Raw genomic sequence first — 17,268 nt, 5'->3', positions numbered from 1 at the left:
TCATCCTTATCAGGCAACAAACACGTGAACGCACCAATCAAAATCCTGCTGGTCGACGACCACACCTTGCTGCGCAGCGGCGTCAAGCTGCTGCTGCAGCGCAATCCTCAATTCCAGGTGGTGGGCGAGGCATCGAACGGGCTGGACGGCGTGCGCCTGACGGCCGAACTGCGGCCCGACGTGGTGCTGATGGACTTGAACATGCCCGGCGTGACTGGCGTCGAGGCGCTGCAGCTGATCCTGCAGGACCTGCCGCAGATGGTCGTGCTGATGCTGACCGTGTCGGAAAACGCGGCCGACCTCGGTGCGGCCCTGCGCGCCGGTGCGCGCGGCTATTTGCTGAAAAACATCGAGGCCGAGCAGCTGGGGCAGGCCATTTGCCGCGCCGCCGCCGGCGAATCCGTGATCGCCGACGCCATGACGGCCAAGCTCGTGTCGCAGTTCCGCGCGGGGCAGAACGCGCCCCAGGAAGACTATGACAAACTGACGCCGCGCGAACGCGAAGCCATGGCCTGCCTGGCGCAAGGACTGAGCAACAAGGAAATCGCGCGCCAGCTCGACGTGGCCGAAAGCACGGTGAAAATCCACGTGCAAAACATCCTCAAAAAGCTTAAGCTCAGCAGCCGCGTGCAGATCGCCGTGTATGCGGTCGAGCGTGAATTGAGCAAATAAAGATCAAACAAAGTGCAAATAATGCGCAAGCAATGCGCGATTGTTTGATCTGCATGGCGTTCCGGCCTAGACAACCCTAGTTCCTTTGACGTATGGCCTTGACCGTGCCGGCCCATTACACTCTTAGTCATTCGCTAATCTAATAAGAGAGTGTCATGCATAAGGTCAACGTCGATGGCTTGCTATCGAGCCAGGCTCTGTTCCGCCATATTTCCCCTTCGCAATTAGAGCAATTGCGCCAGGATGTCGTGCGTGTTGAAGTGGAAAAAGGCAAAGTGCTGTTCCGCAAGGGCGAAGTGGCGGAAGGCGCCTATGTGGTGGTCTTCGGCCTCGTCAAGCTCAGCGTGTTTTCCATGGAAGGGACCGACAAGGTTCTGGAACTGATCCGTCCGGGCCAGAGCTTCGGCGAAGCCATGATTTTCCTCGATGAACCGTATCCATTCTGCGCCGAAGCGCTCGAGCACTGCTTGCTGCTGCGCATCCCGCCGCACGCGCTGCTGCGCCTGTTGGACCAGTCGCCGCGCATCGCGCGCCAGATGATGAACAGCCTGTCGCACCACTTGATGGGTTTTATCCGCAACGTGGAGCGCTGCTCCGTGCAGAACGCGACCCAGCGCGTGGTCGAGTATTTGCTGCAGGCATCGGACCAGCAGCGCTCGAACGAAGTCAAGCTGGACCTGAAGAAAAGTTTGCTGGCATCGTTCCTGAACCTGGCGCCCGCCACCCTGTCGCGCGTGCTGCACCAGCTGACGGACTTGCACCTGATTAAAGTCAGCGGTTCGCTGATCCAGATCCAGCCCGATGCCTTGAAAACCTACCGCCATGGTTCCGCCACGGCCATGCTGAATTAAGCGTTGATCACTCAGCTTTTTCAGCAGGCAAGGTCAGCCGCCAGAACAGCAGGGCGAGCAAGCTGACCGCCGCGCCCAGCGCGCATACCCCATGCCAGCCCGCCAGCGCATACACGCTGGTGGCGGCAATCGCACCGAGTCCGCTTCCCACCGCATAAAACAGCATGTAGCACGCCACCAGGCGGCTGTGCGCGTCGCTGTCATCCTTGAAGATGAGGCTCTGGTTCGTCACGTGGATGGCCTGGCCTGCCAGGTCCAGCGCGATGATGCCGACGATTAAGGGCCACAGTGCCGCGCCTGCAAAACTGAGTGGCAGCCACGCGGCCAGCAACAGCAGAAGGGCCGCGCCCGTCGTCCATTGCGCGCGGCCCTTGTCCGCCATGGCGCCGGCGCGCGCCGCGCCCAGCGCACCGATCACGCCCACCAGGCCAAACGCGCCGATGGCCGCATGGCTGTAGCCTTGCGCCGTCAGGGGCAGCACCAGGGCGCTCCAGAAAATATTGAAGACGGCAAACATCAGCAGGGCCAGCATGCCCCGCACGCGCAGCACTTTGTTGTGCAGCAGCATGTCCAGCATCGAGGCGAGCAGGGCGCCGTACGCCAGCTGTTGACTGGATGGCTGCGCCGGTGGCAGCTTGCGCCACAACAGCAACAGCAGGGCGCAAGCGATGGCGGCCGAAACAACATACACGGCGCGCCAGTCGGCCACATCGGCTACCACGCCGGACAGGGTGCGCGCCAGCAGCAAGCCGATCACCACGCCGCCCTGCGCCATGCCGACCACTCTGCCACGCTCATGGCTGGCCGCCGCGTTGGCCGCATAGGCGATCAAGCCCTGCGTCATGGCCGTGCCCAGCAAGCCGACCAGCAGCATGCCGCCCAGCAAGGCGGCCGTGGAACGGGCGCAGCCCAGCGCCGCCAGGGTGATGGCCAGCATGCCCAACTGGAACAGGGTCAGGCGGCGCCGGTTCAGCATGTCGCCCAAGGGCACGAGCAGCAGCAGGGCCAGCGCGCAGCCGATCTGCGTGGCCGTGATGACCATGCCGCTGGCCGCCTCCATCATGCCGAATTCGTGCGCCAGGGTGGCGAGCAAGGGCTGGGCGTAATACACATTGGCCACGCTGAGGCCGGCCGCCGTGGCAAACAGCCAGACGAGGGTAGGAGGAAGTGCTGTCGTGATGGGAGTTGTCGTATCGCGCATGGGAGGTCAATTAAGTGGTTTCAAATTAAAACCACTTGGAGTCTACGCCGGGAAGTTTTAAAATGCAACCACTCAATCCTGGAGCATGACGATGGCCAAGCGCAAGAGCCTGAAAACCGACCCCTGTCCCGTGGCGCGCGCGCTCGACGTGATCGGCGAGCGCTGGTCGCTCCTGATCGTGCGCGACGCCTTCGACGGCATGCGCCGCTTTGGCGAGTTCCAGAAAAGCCTGGGCGTGGCGAAGAACATCCTGGCCGACCGCCTGCACACCCTGGTGGAAGAGGGCATCTTCACGGTTGCGCCCGCCTCGGACGGCACGGCCTACCAGGAATACGTGCTCACGCAAAAGGGGCTGGCGCTGTTTCCCGTCGTCGTCGGCTTGCGCCAGTGGAGCGAGGATCAATTGTTCGAAGCGGGCGAGTCCCATTCCACCCTGTTGCAGCGTGGCTCAGGCTTGCCCGTGCGCAGGATGGACGTGCTGGCGCTGGACGGCCGCGTGTTGCAGGCGGACGACACGGTCGTGCACAAGGTGTCGCCGCAATGAGGCGGGTGGCTGTCATCGGCGGAGGGATCACGGGCGTGACGACGGCGTATGCGCTGGCCAAGCGGGGCGTGGACGTGACCCTGATCGAGCGCCACCGTTACGCGGCCATGGAAACGTCATACGCGAACGGCGGGCAATTGTCGGCCTCGCATGCGGAAGTGTGGAACCACAAGGCAACGATTTTGAACGCCCTGAAATGGATGGCGCGGCGCGATGCGCCGCTGCTGCTCCATCCCTGGCCCAGCTGGCACAAGCTGAGCTGGTTTGCGGAGTTTCTCGCCGCCATGCCCGCCTACGAGCGCAACACCATCGCCACGGCGCGCATGGCGATCGCCGCGCGTGAACATTTGTTTGGGTGGGCGCAGGCAGAAAACATAGCTTTCGATCACCGCCGCGCCGGCATCCTGCACGTCTACCGCGACCAGCGCGGTTTCGAGCGGGCGGCTGGCGTGTCGCGCCTGCTGGCGCAGGGCGGCTTGCAGCGGCGCGCCGTCACGGCGCAGGAAATGCGCGCCATCGAGCCGGCCCTCTCTGGCGACTTTTACGGCGGCTACTACACGGACAGCGATTCCACGGGCGACATCCACAAATTCACCAGCGGCCTGGCCGACGCGTGCGTCCGCCTGGGCGTGGCCTGCCGCTATGGTGGCCAGGTCACGGCGCTGGCGCGCGAACACGGCAAGGTGCGCGTCTCCATGGATGGGGACAGCACCGTGTTTGACGCCGTCGTCGTCTGCGCGGGCACGGCCAGCCGCGCCATGGCGGCCATGCTGGGCGACCATGTCAACGTGTATCCCGTGAAAGGTTATTCCATCACCGTGCAGCTTGAAGACCCAGCCAGCCGCGCGGCCGCGCCGACCGTCAGCCTGCTCGACGACGCGACCAAGCTGGTCAGCAGCCGCCTCGGTGAAGACCGGCTCAGGGTGGCGGGCACGGCCGAATTCAATGGCGTCAATTACGACATCCGCGCCGACCGCATCCGCCCGCTATTGGGATGGGTCGAGCAGTGCTTTCCTGGCGTGAATACGCGCAAGGTTGTGCCGTGGGCGGGCTTGCGCCCCATGCTGCCCGACATGCTGCCGAAAGTGGGGCCGGGCAAGGCGCCTGGCGTGTACTACAACACGGGCCACGGCCACCTGGGCTGGACCCTGGCGGCCGCCACGGCGGAGATGGTGGCTGAGACGGTGGACAAGGCGGGTGGCTAGTTCTTCGGCAATAAATCGCTGAGCGCGGCGCGCCCCTTGACGGTGAGGAAAGGGCCGACCTTGCTGTAGGGCAGTAAAAAGTCGTTTTCGCAGCCGCTGCCGTTCGGGTCTTGCCAGAACGATACGCCCTCCAGTTTCAATGACAGATGGAAGCGGCCGCGGCCGTCGTAATCCGTGCCCTTGCATTCGGCGTCGATTTTCACGCCCTTGAACAGGGCCTGGCGCAGGCGGTCCGGCAATGCGGCCTTGTCGTCGCCATCGCTGGCGCTGGCGCCAAACCAGTTCCACACGTCCGTTTCCTGGCCCGTTTTTACGTCCCAGGTGCGGAACTTGATGGAAATGCCGCTGGCGCCATAGCCGGCCGCCCAGCGGTAGAACTTGACCGTCACCCAGCGCGGCGACCAGTAGGTGGGATCCGCATACACTTCGTCTTCCGTCGTGAAACCGTTGCGGCCCAGGTATTCGCGGCGCGTGGCATAGAAATCTTCCAGGTCTTTCTTGTTCTTCGCCAGCACGGCGCGCAGCTGTGTGTTGATTTTCGCCACGCCGTCGCCGGGCGCCATCAGCTCCACCGTGATGGTGTCGCCCACTTGCAGGTTGCGGTATTGCTTGCCTTCAAAGGTAGCGGGTTTGCTGACCTTGGTGCCGGGAAAATCTTCCAGCGCCAGATTGTAGGCATCGCTGGCACACGACGGGTGTTCGCGGTCGCCCGCCGCTTCCAGCAGGGTCAAGGCCAGGGGCAGGGTCTTGCCGCTTTTCGGCTCCGTCCACGTGCCGGTGAGCTTGCCACCTTGCGGCGTGCCCAGGCTCCACGTGCCCGTCGTATTGCCCTTGGCGTCGAGTTCCTGCCACAGGGTCTTGCCGTTCGGCCGGGACAGCATGATCGGCGTCTTGTAGCGCGTGTAGTAATAATTGCCGCTGCGGTCAGAGCCTTGCGTGGTGCTGGGCTGGTTGAAGCAGGCCACGATACTGGCCTTGCCCACGGTGCCCTGCCATACCCCTTGCACGGGCGCATCGCCAGCCATGGCGAGGTTCAGGGCGGGCAGGGTCAGGCAAGCAAACAGAAAGCGGCGCATCGGTTAATCCTCTCGTGGGCGAAGGCCGATTCTACATGGCCGCGCCCACGAGATGCCACACGTCAACTATGCGTGTGGTCGCTCCTGCGCCACGATGGCCATCGCCGCGCCCAGGTATTGCAGCATGGCCGCGTTGACGAAGCTGCCTTCCATCAAACGCGGTTCCTGCTGGTGCGCCTGGCGAAATTTCAGCTGCGTGGCCGGGTCCGCGCCCGCGTAGGAGCGGAACAGTTCCAGCCACTGCCGCGCCAGTTGCAGCACGGCCGGATCGGTGGGCGGCGTGCGCGCATCGATGGCGGCGCGCACGGCGGCAATCAGGGCTGGCCACTCGCCCGAACGCTTGCCGTAGTTGGCCACCAGATGCGCGTATTCGTGCTCGTCGAGGAAGGGCCGGTACAGCGCCATGCGCGAGGCATTGAAGGCGGCGAGGATGAACTGCATCAAGTCCGCATCAATGCTGGTCGTCGCTTGCATCGAGGGTTCCTGCGCATGCATGTCGTTCAGGCGCGCGAACAGGCCCGGGTGGGCGCCCGTGTCGCGCACCAGCTTGACCATCCATTCCGTGGCCAGCGCTTGCGCTGGCGCATCGCCGGGGCCGGCGCCCGCGTCCTTGACGGCGCGCACTTTCGTTACCAGTGCTTTCCATTCCTGTTCCACGGCCGCATCGGACAGCAGCGGCAGTTGTTGCAATTCTTCGTGACTAAAGTATTTGTCGTACATGGTCATCAACTCCATAGTGGTGAGCCACTCGGCCAGTTCCGGCGCCTGCCCCTGCGCCAGTTGCGTTTGCAGGCTGCGCAGGCGTTCGCGCAAGGTGGACGCCTGCGCGATCTGGCGTTCCAGCATGGCGATTTGCCGCGCCACGATGGAGGAGAGCGGCAGATCCGGGCCGGCGAGGGCGTTGGCGATATCGGCCAGCGACAGCCCGAACTTGCGCAGCGCCATGATCCGGTGCAGCCGGTCCATGTCGCCGTGCTGGTACAGGCGGTAGCCAGCTTGCGTGCGCGCCGAAGGCGAGAGCAGGCCGATGCTGTCGTAGTGGTGCAGGGTGCGGATGGTCAGGCCCGTGAGCCTGGCCAGTTCACCGATTTTCAACAGCATCGTCTTCTCCTTGTCTTCAGTGCGTACCAACCACGATGGCGCCTGACGTAACGTCAGGGTCAAGCAGGAATGTAGCAGAGGAGCCGAAAAAACCATAAAAAGAATCCGTTGACCTTCATTTTTTTGTACGGTATATTTATAAAACCGAACGACGACTGCAGCAGAATCAGCGCGTTCGAGCCACATGGAATGACGAAAAAATCGTTGTGCGGCGCAGCAAAGCGCGCCATTGGCAGGGCTGGAAAGACAATCCGCACAGACGGATTTTTTTCACAGTTGGTTTGTACGTTAAATATAATATGCCACCGGCAAGATCCGGGCGGCGAGAGAGACGACCATGATGAAAAGTATCGTTTGCGATACGCCCGGCAGTTTGCGCATGGAGCAGCGCCCCGTGCCCGTGCCCGGCGAGGGTGAAGTGCTGCTGCGCATACGCCGCGTCGGCATCTGCGGCACCGACATGCATATCTTCCGCGGCACCCAGCCTTTTCTCAGCTATCCGCGCGTGATGGGCCATGAATTGTCCGGCCATATCGACAGTGCGCCAGCCGGCTCGCGCCTGGCCGCTGGCGACCAGGTCTACGTGATGCCCTACCTGTCGTGCGGTACTTGCGTGGCCTGCCGCCAGGGCAAGACCAACTGCTGCACCCGCATCGAAGTGCTGGGCGTGCACCGCGACGGCGGCATGACGGAATACCTGGCGCTGCCCGAGCGCTTCGTCTTCAAGACGGAAGGCATCTCGCTCGACGACGCGGCCATGATCGAATTTCTCGCCATCGGCGCGCACGCCGTCAAGCGCGGCGCGGTCGATGCCGGCAAGCGCGTGCTGGTGGTGGGCGCCGGTCCGATCGGCATGGCCGTGATGTTGTTCGCGTCCTTGAAAGGCGCCGACGTGACGGTGCTCGATGGCCGCGCCGACCGTTTGCAGTTCTGCCGCGACGCGCTGGGCATCGTCCGCACGGTGCAACTGGGCGACGGCGACAAGGAGCAACTGTCGGACGCCACCGGCGGCGAATTCTTCGACGTGGTGTTTGACGCCACCGGCAATATCGCCGCCATGGAGCGGGGCCTCGATTTCGTCGCCCACGGCGGGGCCTATGTGCTGGTCTCCATCGTGCGCGACCGCCTGTCCTTTTCCGACCCTGAATTCCACAAGCGCGAAACGACCTTGCTGGGTAGCCGCAACGCCACCGTCGACGATTTCGAGGAAGTGGTGGCGGCCATGAAGGCGGGGAAAGTGCCCACCGCGCTGCTCAATACCCACCGCACCACGCTCGACGAATTTACGGGCGTGCTCGATCGCTGGATGCAGCCCGAGGCGGGTGTCATCAAGGCCATCGTCGAGGTCTGAGATGAGCAATCTCAATCCCATACTGCAATTTGGCACCAGCCGCTTCCTGCAGGCGCACGCCGACCTGTTCGTCAGCGAAGCGGCCAAGGCAGGCGAGGCGCTGGGCCATATCACCATCGTGCAAACGACCGGCAGCGCGCAGGGTGCGGCGCGGGTGGCGGCGTTTCGCCAGGCCGGCGGCTACCCGGTGCGCATCCGCGGCTGGCAGGACGGCGCGCAAGTCGACGAGGAACGCCGCGCCGACGCCGTCACGCAAGCGTGGCAAGCCGGCAGCGACTGGCGGCAGGTGCGCGATGCTGCCGTGGCCGCGCGCGTGATCATCTCGAATACGGGCGACACGGGCTACCAGCTGGCTGATTCCGACCACGCCGGTATGCTTGATGGCGCAACCGTTCCCGCCAGCTTTCCCGCCAAGCTGCTGGTGCTGCTGCACGACCGCTTCCTGGCCGGCGCCGCGCCCATCTCGATTTTTCCGTGCGAACTGGTGGCCGACAACGGTCATGTATTGCGCCAGGTGATCGTGACATTGGCGCAGCAGTGGCGCTGCGATGCCGCGTTCATCGTCTACCTGCAAACGGGCTGCCTGTGGATCAACTCCCTCGTCGACCGCATCGTTTCCGAACCGATCGAACCGATAGGCGCGGTGGCCGAGCCCTATGCGCTGTGGGCCATCGAGGCGCAGGAAGGCATGCTGCTGCCGTGCCGCCACCCGCAACTGGTGGTGACGGGCAGCCTGCGCGAGTATGAACAGCGCAAGCTGTTCCTGCTCAACCTCGGTCACACCTATCTGGCGCAGCTGTGGATGGAACGGGGCAGTCCGGCCGGCATGACGGTGCGCGAGGCGATGGACGATGGCGCCATGCGCGCCGCGCTGGAAGCCCTGTGGCACGAGGAAGTGCTGCCCGTGTTTGCCGCCATGGGCGCGCGGCATGGTGACGCCGCGCTGGCCTATGTGGCGCAGGTCAGGGAACGCTTCAGCAATCCCTTCCTCGCGCACCGCCTGGCCGACATCGCCCAGCACCACGCAGGCAAGATCGAGCGGCGCATGGCGCCCGTGGCGGCGCTGGCGCGGCAGCTGTGTCCCGCCCTGGCGCAGCCGCGCCTGCGCGCCATGCTGGCGCCGGGAGCGCAGCCATGAACGCCCCGCTTAGCGCAGTTGTTTCTTTTCTGGCATGCCGATCCAATCCGATATCGACTAAAATGGCCCACTCATCCACTTTCCCTTTCGCTGGCATAGCGCGTTCATTCATCCATGTCCAAACCCGCCACCGTCTTCAAGCGCAGTACCAATCTGCTGTTGCAATTTCTCGCCGAGAATGTCGCAGTGGGCGAGATGCTGCCGACGGAGCAGTTCCTGACCACGATCTGCCAGGGCAGCCGCACGGCGATTCGCAGCGCGATCGCGTATCTGTCGACGCGGCGGCTGATCGCCAGCCCGGCGGACCGGCGCTTGCTGCGCAAACCCATACCGGGCGACTACTTCGATATTTCGGAATTGCAGTCGGGGGCGGAGCGCATCCAGCAAGTGCTGATGGAACGCGTGTACCAGCGCGACATGCCGCCCGGCGCGGAGTTTTCGGAAGCGGAGCTGGCGCGCGAGGCGGGCGCCAGTACCGTCAGCGTGCGCGAATTTTTGATCGGCTTTTCGCGCTTCGGCCTGATCGAAAAGAAACCGCGCGGCGGCTGGCGCCTGTGCGCGTTCGACCGCTCGTTCGCCACCGAACTGGCGGACATGCGGCGCATGTTCGAGATGGCGGCCGTGGAGCAGTTTGCGCATCTGCCGCATGGCGATCCGGCATATGCGGAACTGGCGCGGCTGATCAAGCAGCACGAGAAGCTGGCGGCCAGGATAGACACGCGCCACAACGCGTTTCCGGCGCTGGACCGCGAGTTCCACACCTTCTTGATCGGCCTCTTGAACAATCGCTTCGCGCAGGGCTTCTACGATATCGTCTCGTTCGTGTTTCACTATCACTACCAGTGGGACAAGGGCGAGGAAAAGGGCCGCAACAAATACGCGGTGCAGGAACACCTGGCGATCCTGCGCGCGTTGGCGGAGCACGACGTGCCGAAGGCGCTCGATGCCATGCGCTCGCACCTCGATTCCTCGCGCAGCACCATGCTGTCCTCGATCGGCACGCGGGAAAAACTGAGCCAGCCGGCCGCCTAGCCGTCTTTGCCGGGGAGGGTGCGCCATGAGCCTCGCTTCCCAGCCTGCCAGCCTGCTCTTGATGTCGCCCGAGGATAACTGCCTGATCGCCAGGACAGCCCTGGCCTGCGGCGACGTCGTCGCCATTGACGGCGTGCCCGTCACCCTGGCGCAAAACATCCAGATTGGCCACAAGGTGGCGCGCCGCGCGCTGGCCATGGGCGACAAGGTGCTGCGCTACGGCGCCCTGATCGGCAGCATCACGGCCCCCGTCGCCATCGGCGAGCATATCCACACGCACAACCTGGCAAGCGATTACATCCCCACGTTTACCCTGGGCCAGGACGGCCACCATTTCCTGGACAAGGACGACCAAGCATGAACGCTCCAACGACGACACCCGCCCTGTCGGGCTACCTGCGCGCCGATGGCCGCAAGGGCATCCGCAATATCGTGGTCGTGGCCTATATGGTCGAATGCGCGCATCACGTGGCGCGCCTGATGGTCAACGCCTTCCCCGGCCAGCCCGTGCACCTGATCGGCTTTACGGGCTGCTTCCCCAACGAATACGCGGATCAGGTGATGCGCCGTCTGCTGACGCACCCGAACGTGGGCGCCGTGCTGCTGGTCTCCCTGGGCTGCGAAGGGTTCAACAAATATGGCCTCTCCAGCGCCGTGGCCGACAGCGACCGCCCCGTGCATACAATCACCATCCAGGAAAACAGCGGCACGCGCCCCAGCGTGAGCAGCGGTGTCGAGTGGATCGGCTGGGCGCTGGAACACCTGGCGCGGCAGGAGCGCGTGCCGATGGGGATCGATGAACTGGTCGTCGCTACCATCTGCGGCGGCTCCGACAGCACCAGCGGCATTAGCGCCAACCCGGCCGTCGGCGTCGCGTTCGACACCCTGATCGCGGCCGGCAGCCCCTGCATCTTCGAAGAGACGGGCGAACTGGTGGGCTGCGAATACCACATGCAGCGGCGCGCCGTGAGTCCCGACCTGGGCAACGCCATCGTCGAAACCGTGGCCAAGGCGGCCCGCTACTACACCATCATGGGCCATGGCAGCTTCTCGCCGGGGAACGCCGATGGCGGCCTCACCACGCAGGAAGAAAAGTCGCTGGGCGCCTACGCCAAGAGCGGTTCCTCGCCCATCGTCGGCATTTTGAAACCGGGCGACCAGCCGGCCGGCGGCGGCCTGTACCTGCTTGACGTGGTGCCGGACGGCGAGCCGCGCTTCGGTTTTCCGAACGTGTCGGACAACGCGGAAATCGTCGAACTCATTTCCTGCGGCGCCCATATCACCTTGTTTACCACGGGCCGCGGCTCCGTCGTCGGCTCGGCGATCTCGCCCGTCATCAAGGTGTGCGCCAATCCGCAAACCTTCGAGCGCCTGGCCGACGACATGGATATCAACGCGGGCAAGATCCTCACGGGCGAAGCCACCCTGGAAGAAGTGGGCGCGGAGATCGTCGCCGCCGTGCTGAACGTGGCCAACGGAGAACTGAGCCGCTCGGAAGACCTGGGCCACCAGGAATTCGTGCTGACCTATAAACAATTCGACGCGGTGGGGCCAGGCTGCTTCCCCTTGCGCGCCGCTTGAGGACCGCATTCATGGATGTCACACAATTGCATACCTTGCCGCGCGGAGGCCTGTCGCTGCCCTGCATCGGCATGGGCTGCGCCCCGATAGGCGGCTTGTACCAGCCAGTCAGCGACGCGCAGGCGCGCGCCACGCTCGATGGCGCCTGGGACGCGGGCGTGCGTTTCTTCGACACGGCGCCGTTCTATGGGTATACCCAGTCCGAACGCCGTCTTGGTGCGGCGCTGCGCGAACGGCCCCGCCATGAATTTGTGATCAGCACCAAGGTGGGACGGCTGATGCGGCCCGACGCCTCGGTGCGCCCCGGCGACGACGGCTTTGCCGCGCCGCTGCCGTTCCGTCCCCATTACGACTATACATATGACGGCGTGCTGCGTTCGCACGACGACAGCCTGCAGCGGTTGGGGCTCGAGCGCATCGATATCCTGTTCGTGCACGATATCGGCAAGGCGACGCATGGCGAACTCGATCAGCAATACTGGCGCCAGCTGACGGCCGGTGGCGGTTTTCGCGCCCTCGATGAATTGCGCGCCAGCGGCCAGGTGAAGGCCGTGGGCCTCGGTGTCAATGAATGCGAGATCGTGCTGCGCGCGATGGCGGAATTCGACCTCGATTGCACCCTGCTGGCCGGCCGCTATACCTTGCTGGAACAGGCCTCGCTGTCGCCATTGCTGGACCTTTGCGTGGAGCGTGGTAACGCCATCGTGATCGGCGGCCCGTTCAACTCGGGCGTGCTGGCCGGGAACGGCAAGTTCAATTACGCCGATGCGCCGGCCGCCATACTCAAGCGGGTGGCGCGCCTGGACGCCGTCTGCCGTGAATTCGGCGTGCCGCTGCAGGCTGCGGCACTGCAGTTCCCGCTCGCCCATCCGGCCGTCGTTTCCTGCATCCCGGGCGGGCAAGACCTGGCGCAGCTGCGGCAAAACCTGGACTGGTTCGCCACGCCGCTGCCCGACGCCCTGTGGCTGGCGCTGCGGGACGCGGACTTGCTCGATGCGCGCGCGCCGCTGCCTGCGGGAGTGGCCGCATGATGCGCATCGACGCCCACCAGCACTTCTGGCAGCTGGCCGCGCGCGCCGGCAGCTGGCCGCCGCCATCCTTGGCCGCCATCCACCGCGATTTTGCGCCCGCCGACCTGGCGCCGCTGCTGGCTGCGCACGGTATCGTCGGCACGGTGCTGGTGCAGTCGCTGCCGTCCGAAGACGATACCTATTGGCTGCTGGCGCTGGCGGAACAGACCAGCTTTATTCGTGCCGTCGTGGGCTGGACCGATTTGCTGGCGCCTGACGCAGCGGCGGCGATTGCATGCCTGGCGTCGCAGCCGAAGCTCAAAGGCTTGCGGCCCATGCTGCAGGATATCGATGACGACCAGTGGATCGCCAATCCCGCGCTGGCGCCGGCCTTGGCTGCCATGGTCGAACACGGCGTGCGTCTGGACGCGCTGGTGCTGCCGCGCCACTTGCCCGCGCTGCTGCATTGCGCCCGTGCTTATCCGCAGTTGGCCATCGTGATCGACCATGCGGCCAAGCCGCCGATCGCCGATGCCGCGTTCGGCGCCTGGCGCGAAGACATGGCGCAGCTGGCCGCGCTGCCGAACGTGCATTGCAAGCTGTCCGGGCTGGTGACGGAAGCGCGGCCCGGCTGGCACGTGGACGACCTGCGGCCCTATGCCGCACATGTGCTGGACGTGTTCGGCCCCCGGCGCGTGATCTGGGGCAGCGACTGGCCCGTGGTGGACCTGGCAGGGGGCTATGCGGCGTGGCTGGCCGCCAGCGAGGCGCTGCTGGCGCATCTGGGGCAAGAGGACAGGGACGATATTTTCGGTTTGAATGCGCTGCGCTTTTACGGCATCAGCCAGGAGACGCCATGAAAAGAATGGGCATGGTCATCGGCATCGCGCCTGAACGTATCGCCGAATACAAAACCCTGCACGCCGCCGTCTGGCCGCAGGTGCTGGCAAGGCTGGCGGCCGCGAATGTCAGCAATTATTCGATCTTCCTGCGCCAGCCGGAAAACCTGCTGTTCGGTTACTGGGAATACCACGGCGAGGATTTTGAGGCCGACATGGCGGCCATTGCCGCCGACCCGGAAACGCAGCGCTGGTGGACTTTTTGCGCCCCGTGCCAGGAGCCGCTGGCCTCGCGCGCCGAGGGTGAGCACTGGGCGATGATGGAGCAGGTTTTTCATATGACGTAGACCCCAAAAAAGGCCGGGGTCGGACCCTGAGGGTCCGACCCCAGAATTGCCAGGTGTTGGGTTAAAAATAAAAGGAGACAACATGACCGCCAGACTACAAGGCAAAATCGCGCTGCTCACCGCCGCTGGCCAGGGCATCGGCCGGGCCACGGCTGAAGCGTTCGTGCGCGAAGGCGCCACCGTGATCGCCACCGATATCAACCAGGCCCAGCTCGACGCCTTAAAGGAAGCGACGGGCTGCGCCATCCGCCGGCTCGACGTGACCGATGGCGCGGCCATCACCGCGCTGGCCGACGAGATCGGCCCCGTCGACATCCTGTTTAACTGCGCCGGCTTTGTCGACGGCGGCACCATCCTCGACTGCGACGATGCGGCGTGGGACCGTTCCTTCGACATCAATGCGCGTTCCATGTACCGGCTGATGCGCGCCGTACTGCCCGGCATGCTGGCACGGGGCGCCGGCTCCATCGTCAATATGTCGTCGGTGGCGTCGAGCGTGAAGGGCGCGCCGAACCGTTTTATCTATGGTACCTCGAAGGCGGCCGTGGTGGGCATGACGAAATCGGTGGCGGCGGACTTCGTCACGCGCGGCATCCGCTGCAACGCGATCTGCCCCGGCACCATCGAGTCGCCGTCGCTGAAGGAACGCATTGCCGCCCAGGCGGCAGCGACGGGCGTGAGCATCGATGAAGTGCAGGCGGCGTTTGTCGCCCGCCAGCCGATGGGCAGAGTGGGCAGGGCGGAGGAAATCGCCGCGCTGGCTGTCTACCTGGCGTCCGACGAATCCGCTTTCACCACCGGCATGACTCACGTCATCGACGGTGGCTGGTCAAACTAATTACAACGACGAGAGACACACATGAAACTGATGCGATATGGCGCCAAGGGCGCTGAAAAACCTGCACTGATCGATGCCGACGGCGCCGTGCGCGACCTGTCCGGCGTGCTGTCCGATATCACGGGCGCAACCCTGGGCAAGGATGGCCTGGCAACCCTGGCCGCCCTTGATATCGCCAGCCTGCCGGTGGTGGCGAATCCCGGCCGCATCGCGCCGCCGTGGAAGGGCGTGGGCAAGTTTTTGTGCGTGGGCCTGAACTATGCCGATCATGCGGCCGAATCGGGCATGGCCGTGCCGGCTGAACCGGTGCTGTTCATGAAGGCCACCAGCGCCATCATCGGCGCCAACGATGCCGTGGTGATGCCGCAGGACTCGAAGAAAAGCGACTGGGAAGTGGAGCTGGGCGTGGTGATCGGCACCACCGCGCGCTATGTGAGCGAAGCCGATGCGCTGTCGTACGTGGCCGGCTACTGCGTTGTCAATGACTTGTCCGAACGCGAGTACCAGCTGGAGCGCGGCGGCCAGTGGGACAAGGGCAAGGGCTGCGATACCTTCGGCCCGATCGGTCCTTGGCTGGTCACAAGCGACGAAGTGACGGATCCGCAAAACCTGGGCCTGTGGCTGGAAGTGAACGGCAAGCGCGTCCAGGATGGCAATACCAGAACCATGGTCTTCGGCGTGGCCAATCTGGTCAGCTACATCAGCCGCTTCATGACCTTGTACCCGGGCGACATCATCAGCACCGGCACGCCGCCGGGCGTGGGCATGGGGCAGAAACCGTCGGCCGTGTACCTGAAGCCGGGCGACACCATGCGCCTGGGGATCAGCGGCCTCGGTGAACAGAGCCAGACCGTGCATGCCTGGAATCCGCAACTGATCGACGGTTAAATGAGTAGCAGACCGGCGCGCCGCCAAGATGCTCAGACATCGGCGCGCCGGCCTATGGCAGTGGAGTGGAGGAGACACACCATGAATCAATCCGAAGAGATACTGGCGCTGAACAAGGTCAGCAAGCGCTTTCCCGGCGTGCTGGCGTTGGATAACGTCAGTTTCAGCCTGCGCAAGGGCGAAGCCCACGCGCTGTGCGGCGAAAACGGCGCTGGCAAGTCCACCCTGATGAAGGTGATGAGCGGCGTGTACCAGGCCGACGAGGGAGAACTGGTCTACAAGGGCAAGGTGTGCACTTTTTCCTGCAGCGTGGATGCGGAGGCCGCCGGCATCGCCATCATCCACCAGGAACTGAACCTGATCCCGCACCTGAGCGTGGCCGAGAATATTTTTCTCGCGCGCGAACCGGTGCGCGGCATTTTCATCGACCGCAAGAAAATGCGTGCCGATGCACAGGCGCTGCTGGACCGGTTGAAACTGCGCATCGACCCGCGCCAACTGGTGAAAAACCTGTCCTGTGCGCAGCAGCAGATGGTGGAAATCGCCAAGGCGCTGTCGCTCAATACGGAAGTGCTGATCATGGACGAGCCCACGTCCTCGCTGACGGAAAGCGAGACGGGCCAGCTGTTCGACATCATCAATGAACTCAAGCGCAATGGCGTGAGCGTGGTCTACATCTCGCACCGGCTCGAAGAGATGCAGCACATCATCGACAGGGTGACGGTGCTGCGCGACGGGAAATTCGTCTGCACCGACGATTTTGCCAGCACGAGCCTGGACACCATCGTGGCCAAGATGGTGGGCCGCACCCTCGATGAAAAATTTCCCGACCGCGTCTCGACGCCGACGGATGACGTGCTGCTGCGCGTGACCGATTTGCACCGCAAGGATGTCTTCGGCCCGCTGAGCTTTGATTTGCGGCGCGGCGAGATCCTCGGCTTTTCCGGCCTGATGGGGGCGGGGCGCACGGAAGTGGCGCGCGCCATCTTTGGCGCCGATCCCCTCACCAGCGGCGCGATCCACCTGGGCGACGTGGCGGTGACCATCGACAGTCCCATCGACGCCATCGGCCACGGCATTGCCTACCTGTCGGAAGACCGCAAGAGCCACGGCCTGGCGATCCGCATGTCGGTGGCCGCCAACCTGACCCTGACGAATGTGTCGGGGCTGGCGAACCGTTTCGGCTTCATCGATTTCGCCAGGGAAGAGGCGGTGGCGCAACAGTACATCGCGGCGCTGGGCATCAAGACGCCGACCTCGAAGCAGATCGCGCGCAACCTTTCGGGCGGCAACCAGCAAAAGATCGTCATCAGCAAATGGCTGTACCGCGAATCGAAAATCATCTTCTTCGACGAACCCACGCGCGGCATCGACGTGGGGGCCAAGTTCGCCATCTACCAGCTGCTCGACAAGCTGGCGTCGGAAGGCATCGGCGTGGTGCTGATCACGTCCGAGCTGCCCGAGATCATGGGCATGACGGACCGTGTAGCCGTGTTCCATGAAGGGCGTATCAGCGGCATCGTCAACACGCGCGAGTCGTCGCAGGAAGAGATCATGCAGCTCGCATCGGGCCGCCAGGCAGCAATGCATTAAC

General features: G+C 64.3%; 18 protein-coding genes. 15 read left to right on the top strand and 3 right to left on the bottom strand.

The window, feature by feature from the left end; translation table 11 throughout:
• The first annotated feature begins 24 nt into the window (after positions 1-24).
• Positions 25-672, top strand: a complete 648-nt coding sequence (locus tag ACPJXG_RS21965) for a response regulator (RefSeq protein ID WP_425252336.1) — start codon at positions 25-27, stop codon at positions 670-672.
• 155 nt (positions 673-827) lie between these two features.
• On the top strand, positions 828-1,523 hold the full coding sequence (locus tag ACPJXG_RS21960; protein ID WP_034759676.1) for a Crp/Fnr family transcriptional regulator: 696 nt from the start codon (positions 828-830) through the stop codon (positions 1,521-1,523).
• A gap of 7 nt (positions 1,524-1,530) precedes the next feature.
• On the opposite strand, the gene ACPJXG_RS21955 is transcribed toward ACPJXG_RS21960, so the two are convergent.
• A complete protein-coding gene (locus tag ACPJXG_RS21955; protein WP_425252335.1) occupies positions 1,531-2,724 on the bottom strand; it encodes an MFS transporter in 1,194 nt (397 codons plus the stop codon).
• 91 nt (positions 2,725-2,815) lie between these two features.
• Between ACPJXG_RS21955 and ACPJXG_RS21950 the strand changes: the two genes are divergently transcribed.
• Positions 2,816-3,268, top strand: coding sequence for a winged helix-turn-helix transcriptional regulator (locus tag ACPJXG_RS21950; protein WP_035828729.1), 453 nt, complete (start codon positions 2,816-2,818; stop codon positions 3,266-3,268).
• Positions 3,265-4,473: a D-amino acid dehydrogenase gene (locus tag ACPJXG_RS21945; RefSeq protein ID WP_425252334.1), complete on the top strand. Its 1,209-nt coding sequence runs from the start codon at positions 3,265-3,267 to the stop codon at positions 4,471-4,473. The genes ACPJXG_RS21950 and ACPJXG_RS21945 overlap by 4 nt, the downstream gene beginning before the upstream one ends.
• Here ACPJXG_RS21945 and ACPJXG_RS21940 read toward each other — a convergent pair.
• Entirely contained in the window at positions 4,470-5,549 is a 1,080-nt protein-coding gene (locus ACPJXG_RS21940; protein ID WP_425252333.1) for a hypothetical protein, read from the bottom strand. The genes ACPJXG_RS21945 and ACPJXG_RS21940 overlap by 4 nt on opposite strands.
• A gap of 66 nt (positions 5,550-5,615) precedes the next feature.
• A complete protein-coding gene (locus ACPJXG_RS21935; protein WP_425252332.1) occupies positions 5,616-6,650 on the bottom strand; it encodes a MerR family transcriptional regulator in 1,035 nt (344 codons plus the stop codon).
• 340 nt (positions 6,651-6,990) lie between these two features.
• Here ACPJXG_RS21935 and ACPJXG_RS21930 point away from each other — a divergent pair, with 340 nt between their 5' ends.
• The 11 genes from ACPJXG_RS21930 to ACPJXG_RS21880 all read left to right on the top strand — a co-directional run bounded on the left by ACPJXG_RS21930 (position 6,991) and on the right by ACPJXG_RS21880 (position 17,267).
• On the top strand, positions 6,991-8,001 hold the full coding sequence (locus tag ACPJXG_RS21930) for a zinc-binding alcohol dehydrogenase family protein (RefSeq protein WP_099401087.1): 1,011 nt from the start codon (positions 6,991-6,993) through the stop codon (positions 7,999-8,001).
• A gap of 1 nt (position 8,002) precedes the next feature.
• On the top strand, positions 8,003-9,139 hold the full coding sequence (locus ACPJXG_RS21925; RefSeq protein ID WP_425252331.1) for a mannitol dehydrogenase family protein: 1,137 nt from the start codon (positions 8,003-8,005) through the stop codon (positions 9,137-9,139).
• Between the two features lie 114 nt (positions 9,140-9,253).
• The gene (locus ACPJXG_RS21920) at positions 9,254-10,171 is read left to right on the top strand and encodes a GntR family transcriptional regulator (protein ID WP_402720439.1); all 918 of its coding nucleotides are present in this window, start codon (positions 9,254-9,256) and stop codon (positions 10,169-10,171) included.
• A gap of 25 nt (positions 10,172-10,196) precedes the next feature.
• The gene (locus ACPJXG_RS21915) at positions 10,197-10,532 is read left to right on the top strand and encodes a UxaA family hydrolase (protein ID WP_099400897.1); all 336 of its coding nucleotides are present in this window, start codon (positions 10,197-10,199) and stop codon (positions 10,530-10,532) included.
• Complete coding sequence (locus ACPJXG_RS21910; protein WP_099400898.1) at positions 10,529-11,752, top strand: UxaA family hydrolase; 1,224 nt, start codon at positions 10,529-10,531, stop codon at positions 11,750-11,752. The genes ACPJXG_RS21915 and ACPJXG_RS21910 overlap by 4 nt, the downstream gene beginning before the upstream one ends.
• Positions 11,753-11,763: 11 nt before the next feature.
• On the top strand, positions 11,764-12,783 hold the full coding sequence (locus ACPJXG_RS21905; protein ID WP_425252330.1) for an aldo/keto reductase: 1,020 nt from the start codon (positions 11,764-11,766) through the stop codon (positions 12,781-12,783).
• Positions 12,780-13,622 (top strand): amidohydrolase family protein, encoded by an 843-nt coding sequence (locus tag ACPJXG_RS21900; RefSeq protein WP_425252329.1) that lies wholly within the window; start codon positions 12,780-12,782, stop codon positions 13,620-13,622. The genes ACPJXG_RS21905 and ACPJXG_RS21900 overlap by 4 nt, the downstream gene beginning before the upstream one ends.
• A complete protein-coding gene (locus ACPJXG_RS21895; RefSeq protein WP_425252328.1) occupies positions 13,619-13,948 on the top strand; it encodes an L-rhamnose mutarotase in 330 nt (109 codons plus the stop codon). Before ACPJXG_RS21900 ends, ACPJXG_RS21895 begins: the two co-directional genes overlap by 4 nt.
• Positions 13,949-14,030: 82 nt before the next feature.
• Positions 14,031-14,786: an SDR family oxidoreductase gene (locus tag ACPJXG_RS21890; protein WP_034759659.1), complete on the top strand. Its 756-nt coding sequence runs from the start codon at positions 14,031-14,033 to the stop codon at positions 14,784-14,786.
• A 21-nt stretch (positions 14,787-14,807) separates the two neighbouring features.
• The gene (locus ACPJXG_RS21885) at positions 14,808-15,674 is read left to right on the top strand and encodes a fumarylacetoacetate hydrolase family protein (RefSeq protein WP_425252327.1); all 867 of its coding nucleotides are present in this window, start codon (positions 14,808-14,810) and stop codon (positions 15,672-15,674) included.
• A gap of 81 nt (positions 15,675-15,755) precedes the next feature.
• Positions 15,756-17,267 carry a sugar ABC transporter ATP-binding protein gene (locus tag ACPJXG_RS21880; RefSeq protein WP_425252326.1) on the top strand — a complete coding sequence of 504 codons (1,512 nt, stop codon included), beginning with the start codon at positions 15,756-15,758 and terminating at the stop codon, positions 17,265-17,267.
• Position 17,268: the final 1 nt, after the last annotated feature.

The sequence above is a fragment of the Janthinobacterium sp. NFX145 genome (assembly GCF_049810325.1).
In the GTDB taxonomy this organism is placed as follows: Bacteria; Pseudomonadota; Gammaproteobacteria; order Burkholderiales; family Burkholderiaceae_D; genus Janthinobacterium; species Janthinobacterium rivuli.
This window is presented reverse-complemented; position numbering and strand designations above follow the sequence as displayed.

What these genes read in the sequence shown, in the direction of transcription:
- ACPJXG_RS21960 (WP_034759676.1), top strand. Translation starts at nt 828, where the DNA reads ATGCATAAGGTCAACGTCGATGGCTTGCTATCGAGCCAGGCTCTGTTC.
- ACPJXG_RS21955 (WP_425252335.1), bottom strand. Translation starts at nt 2,724, where the DNA reads ATGCGCGATACGACAACTCCCATCACGACAGCACTTCCTCCTACCCTC.
- ACPJXG_RS21950 (WP_035828729.1), top strand. Translation starts at nt 2,816, where the DNA reads ATGGCCAAGCGCAAGAGCCTGAAAACCGACCCCTGTCCCGTGGCGCGC.
- ACPJXG_RS21945 (WP_425252334.1), top strand. Translation starts at nt 3,265, where the DNA reads ATGAGGCGGGTGGCTGTCATCGGCGGAGGGATCACGGGCGTGACGACG.
- ACPJXG_RS21940 (WP_425252333.1), bottom strand. Translation starts at nt 5,549, where the DNA reads ATGCGCCGCTTTCTGTTTGCTTGCCTGACCCTGCCCGCCCTGAACCTC.
- ACPJXG_RS21935 (WP_425252332.1), bottom strand. Translation starts at nt 6,650, where the DNA reads ATGCTGTTGAAAATCGGTGAACTGGCCAGGCTCACGGGCCTGACCATC.
- ACPJXG_RS21930 (WP_099401087.1), top strand. Translation starts at nt 6,991, where the DNA reads ATGAAAAGTATCGTTTGCGATACGCCCGGCAGTTTGCGCATGGAGCAG.
- ACPJXG_RS21925 (WP_425252331.1), top strand. Translation starts at nt 8,003, where the DNA reads ATGAGCAATCTCAATCCCATACTGCAATTTGGCACCAGCCGCTTCCTG.
- ACPJXG_RS21920 (WP_402720439.1), top strand. Translation starts at nt 9,254, where the DNA reads ATGTCCAAACCCGCCACCGTCTTCAAGCGCAGTACCAATCTGCTGTTG.
- ACPJXG_RS21915 (WP_099400897.1), top strand. Translation starts at nt 10,197, where the DNA reads ATGAGCCTCGCTTCCCAGCCTGCCAGCCTGCTCTTGATGTCGCCCGAG.
- ACPJXG_RS21910 (WP_099400898.1), top strand. Translation starts at nt 10,529, where the DNA reads ATGAACGCTCCAACGACGACACCCGCCCTGTCGGGCTACCTGCGCGCC.
- ACPJXG_RS21905 (WP_425252330.1), top strand. Translation starts at nt 11,764, where the DNA reads ATGGATGTCACACAATTGCATACCTTGCCGCGCGGAGGCCTGTCGCTG.
- ACPJXG_RS21900 (WP_425252329.1), top strand. Translation starts at nt 12,780, where the DNA reads ATGATGCGCATCGACGCCCACCAGCACTTCTGGCAGCTGGCCGCGCGC.
- ACPJXG_RS21895 (WP_425252328.1), top strand. Translation starts at nt 13,619, where the DNA reads ATGAAAAGAATGGGCATGGTCATCGGCATCGCGCCTGAACGTATCGCC.
- ACPJXG_RS21890 (WP_034759659.1), top strand. Translation starts at nt 14,031, where the DNA reads ATGACCGCCAGACTACAAGGCAAAATCGCGCTGCTCACCGCCGCTGGC.
- ACPJXG_RS21885 (WP_425252327.1), top strand. Translation starts at nt 14,808, where the DNA reads ATGAAACTGATGCGATATGGCGCCAAGGGCGCTGAAAAACCTGCACTG.
- ACPJXG_RS21880 (WP_425252326.1), top strand. Translation starts at nt 15,756, where the DNA reads ATGAATCAATCCGAAGAGATACTGGCGCTGAACAAGGTCAGCAAGCGC.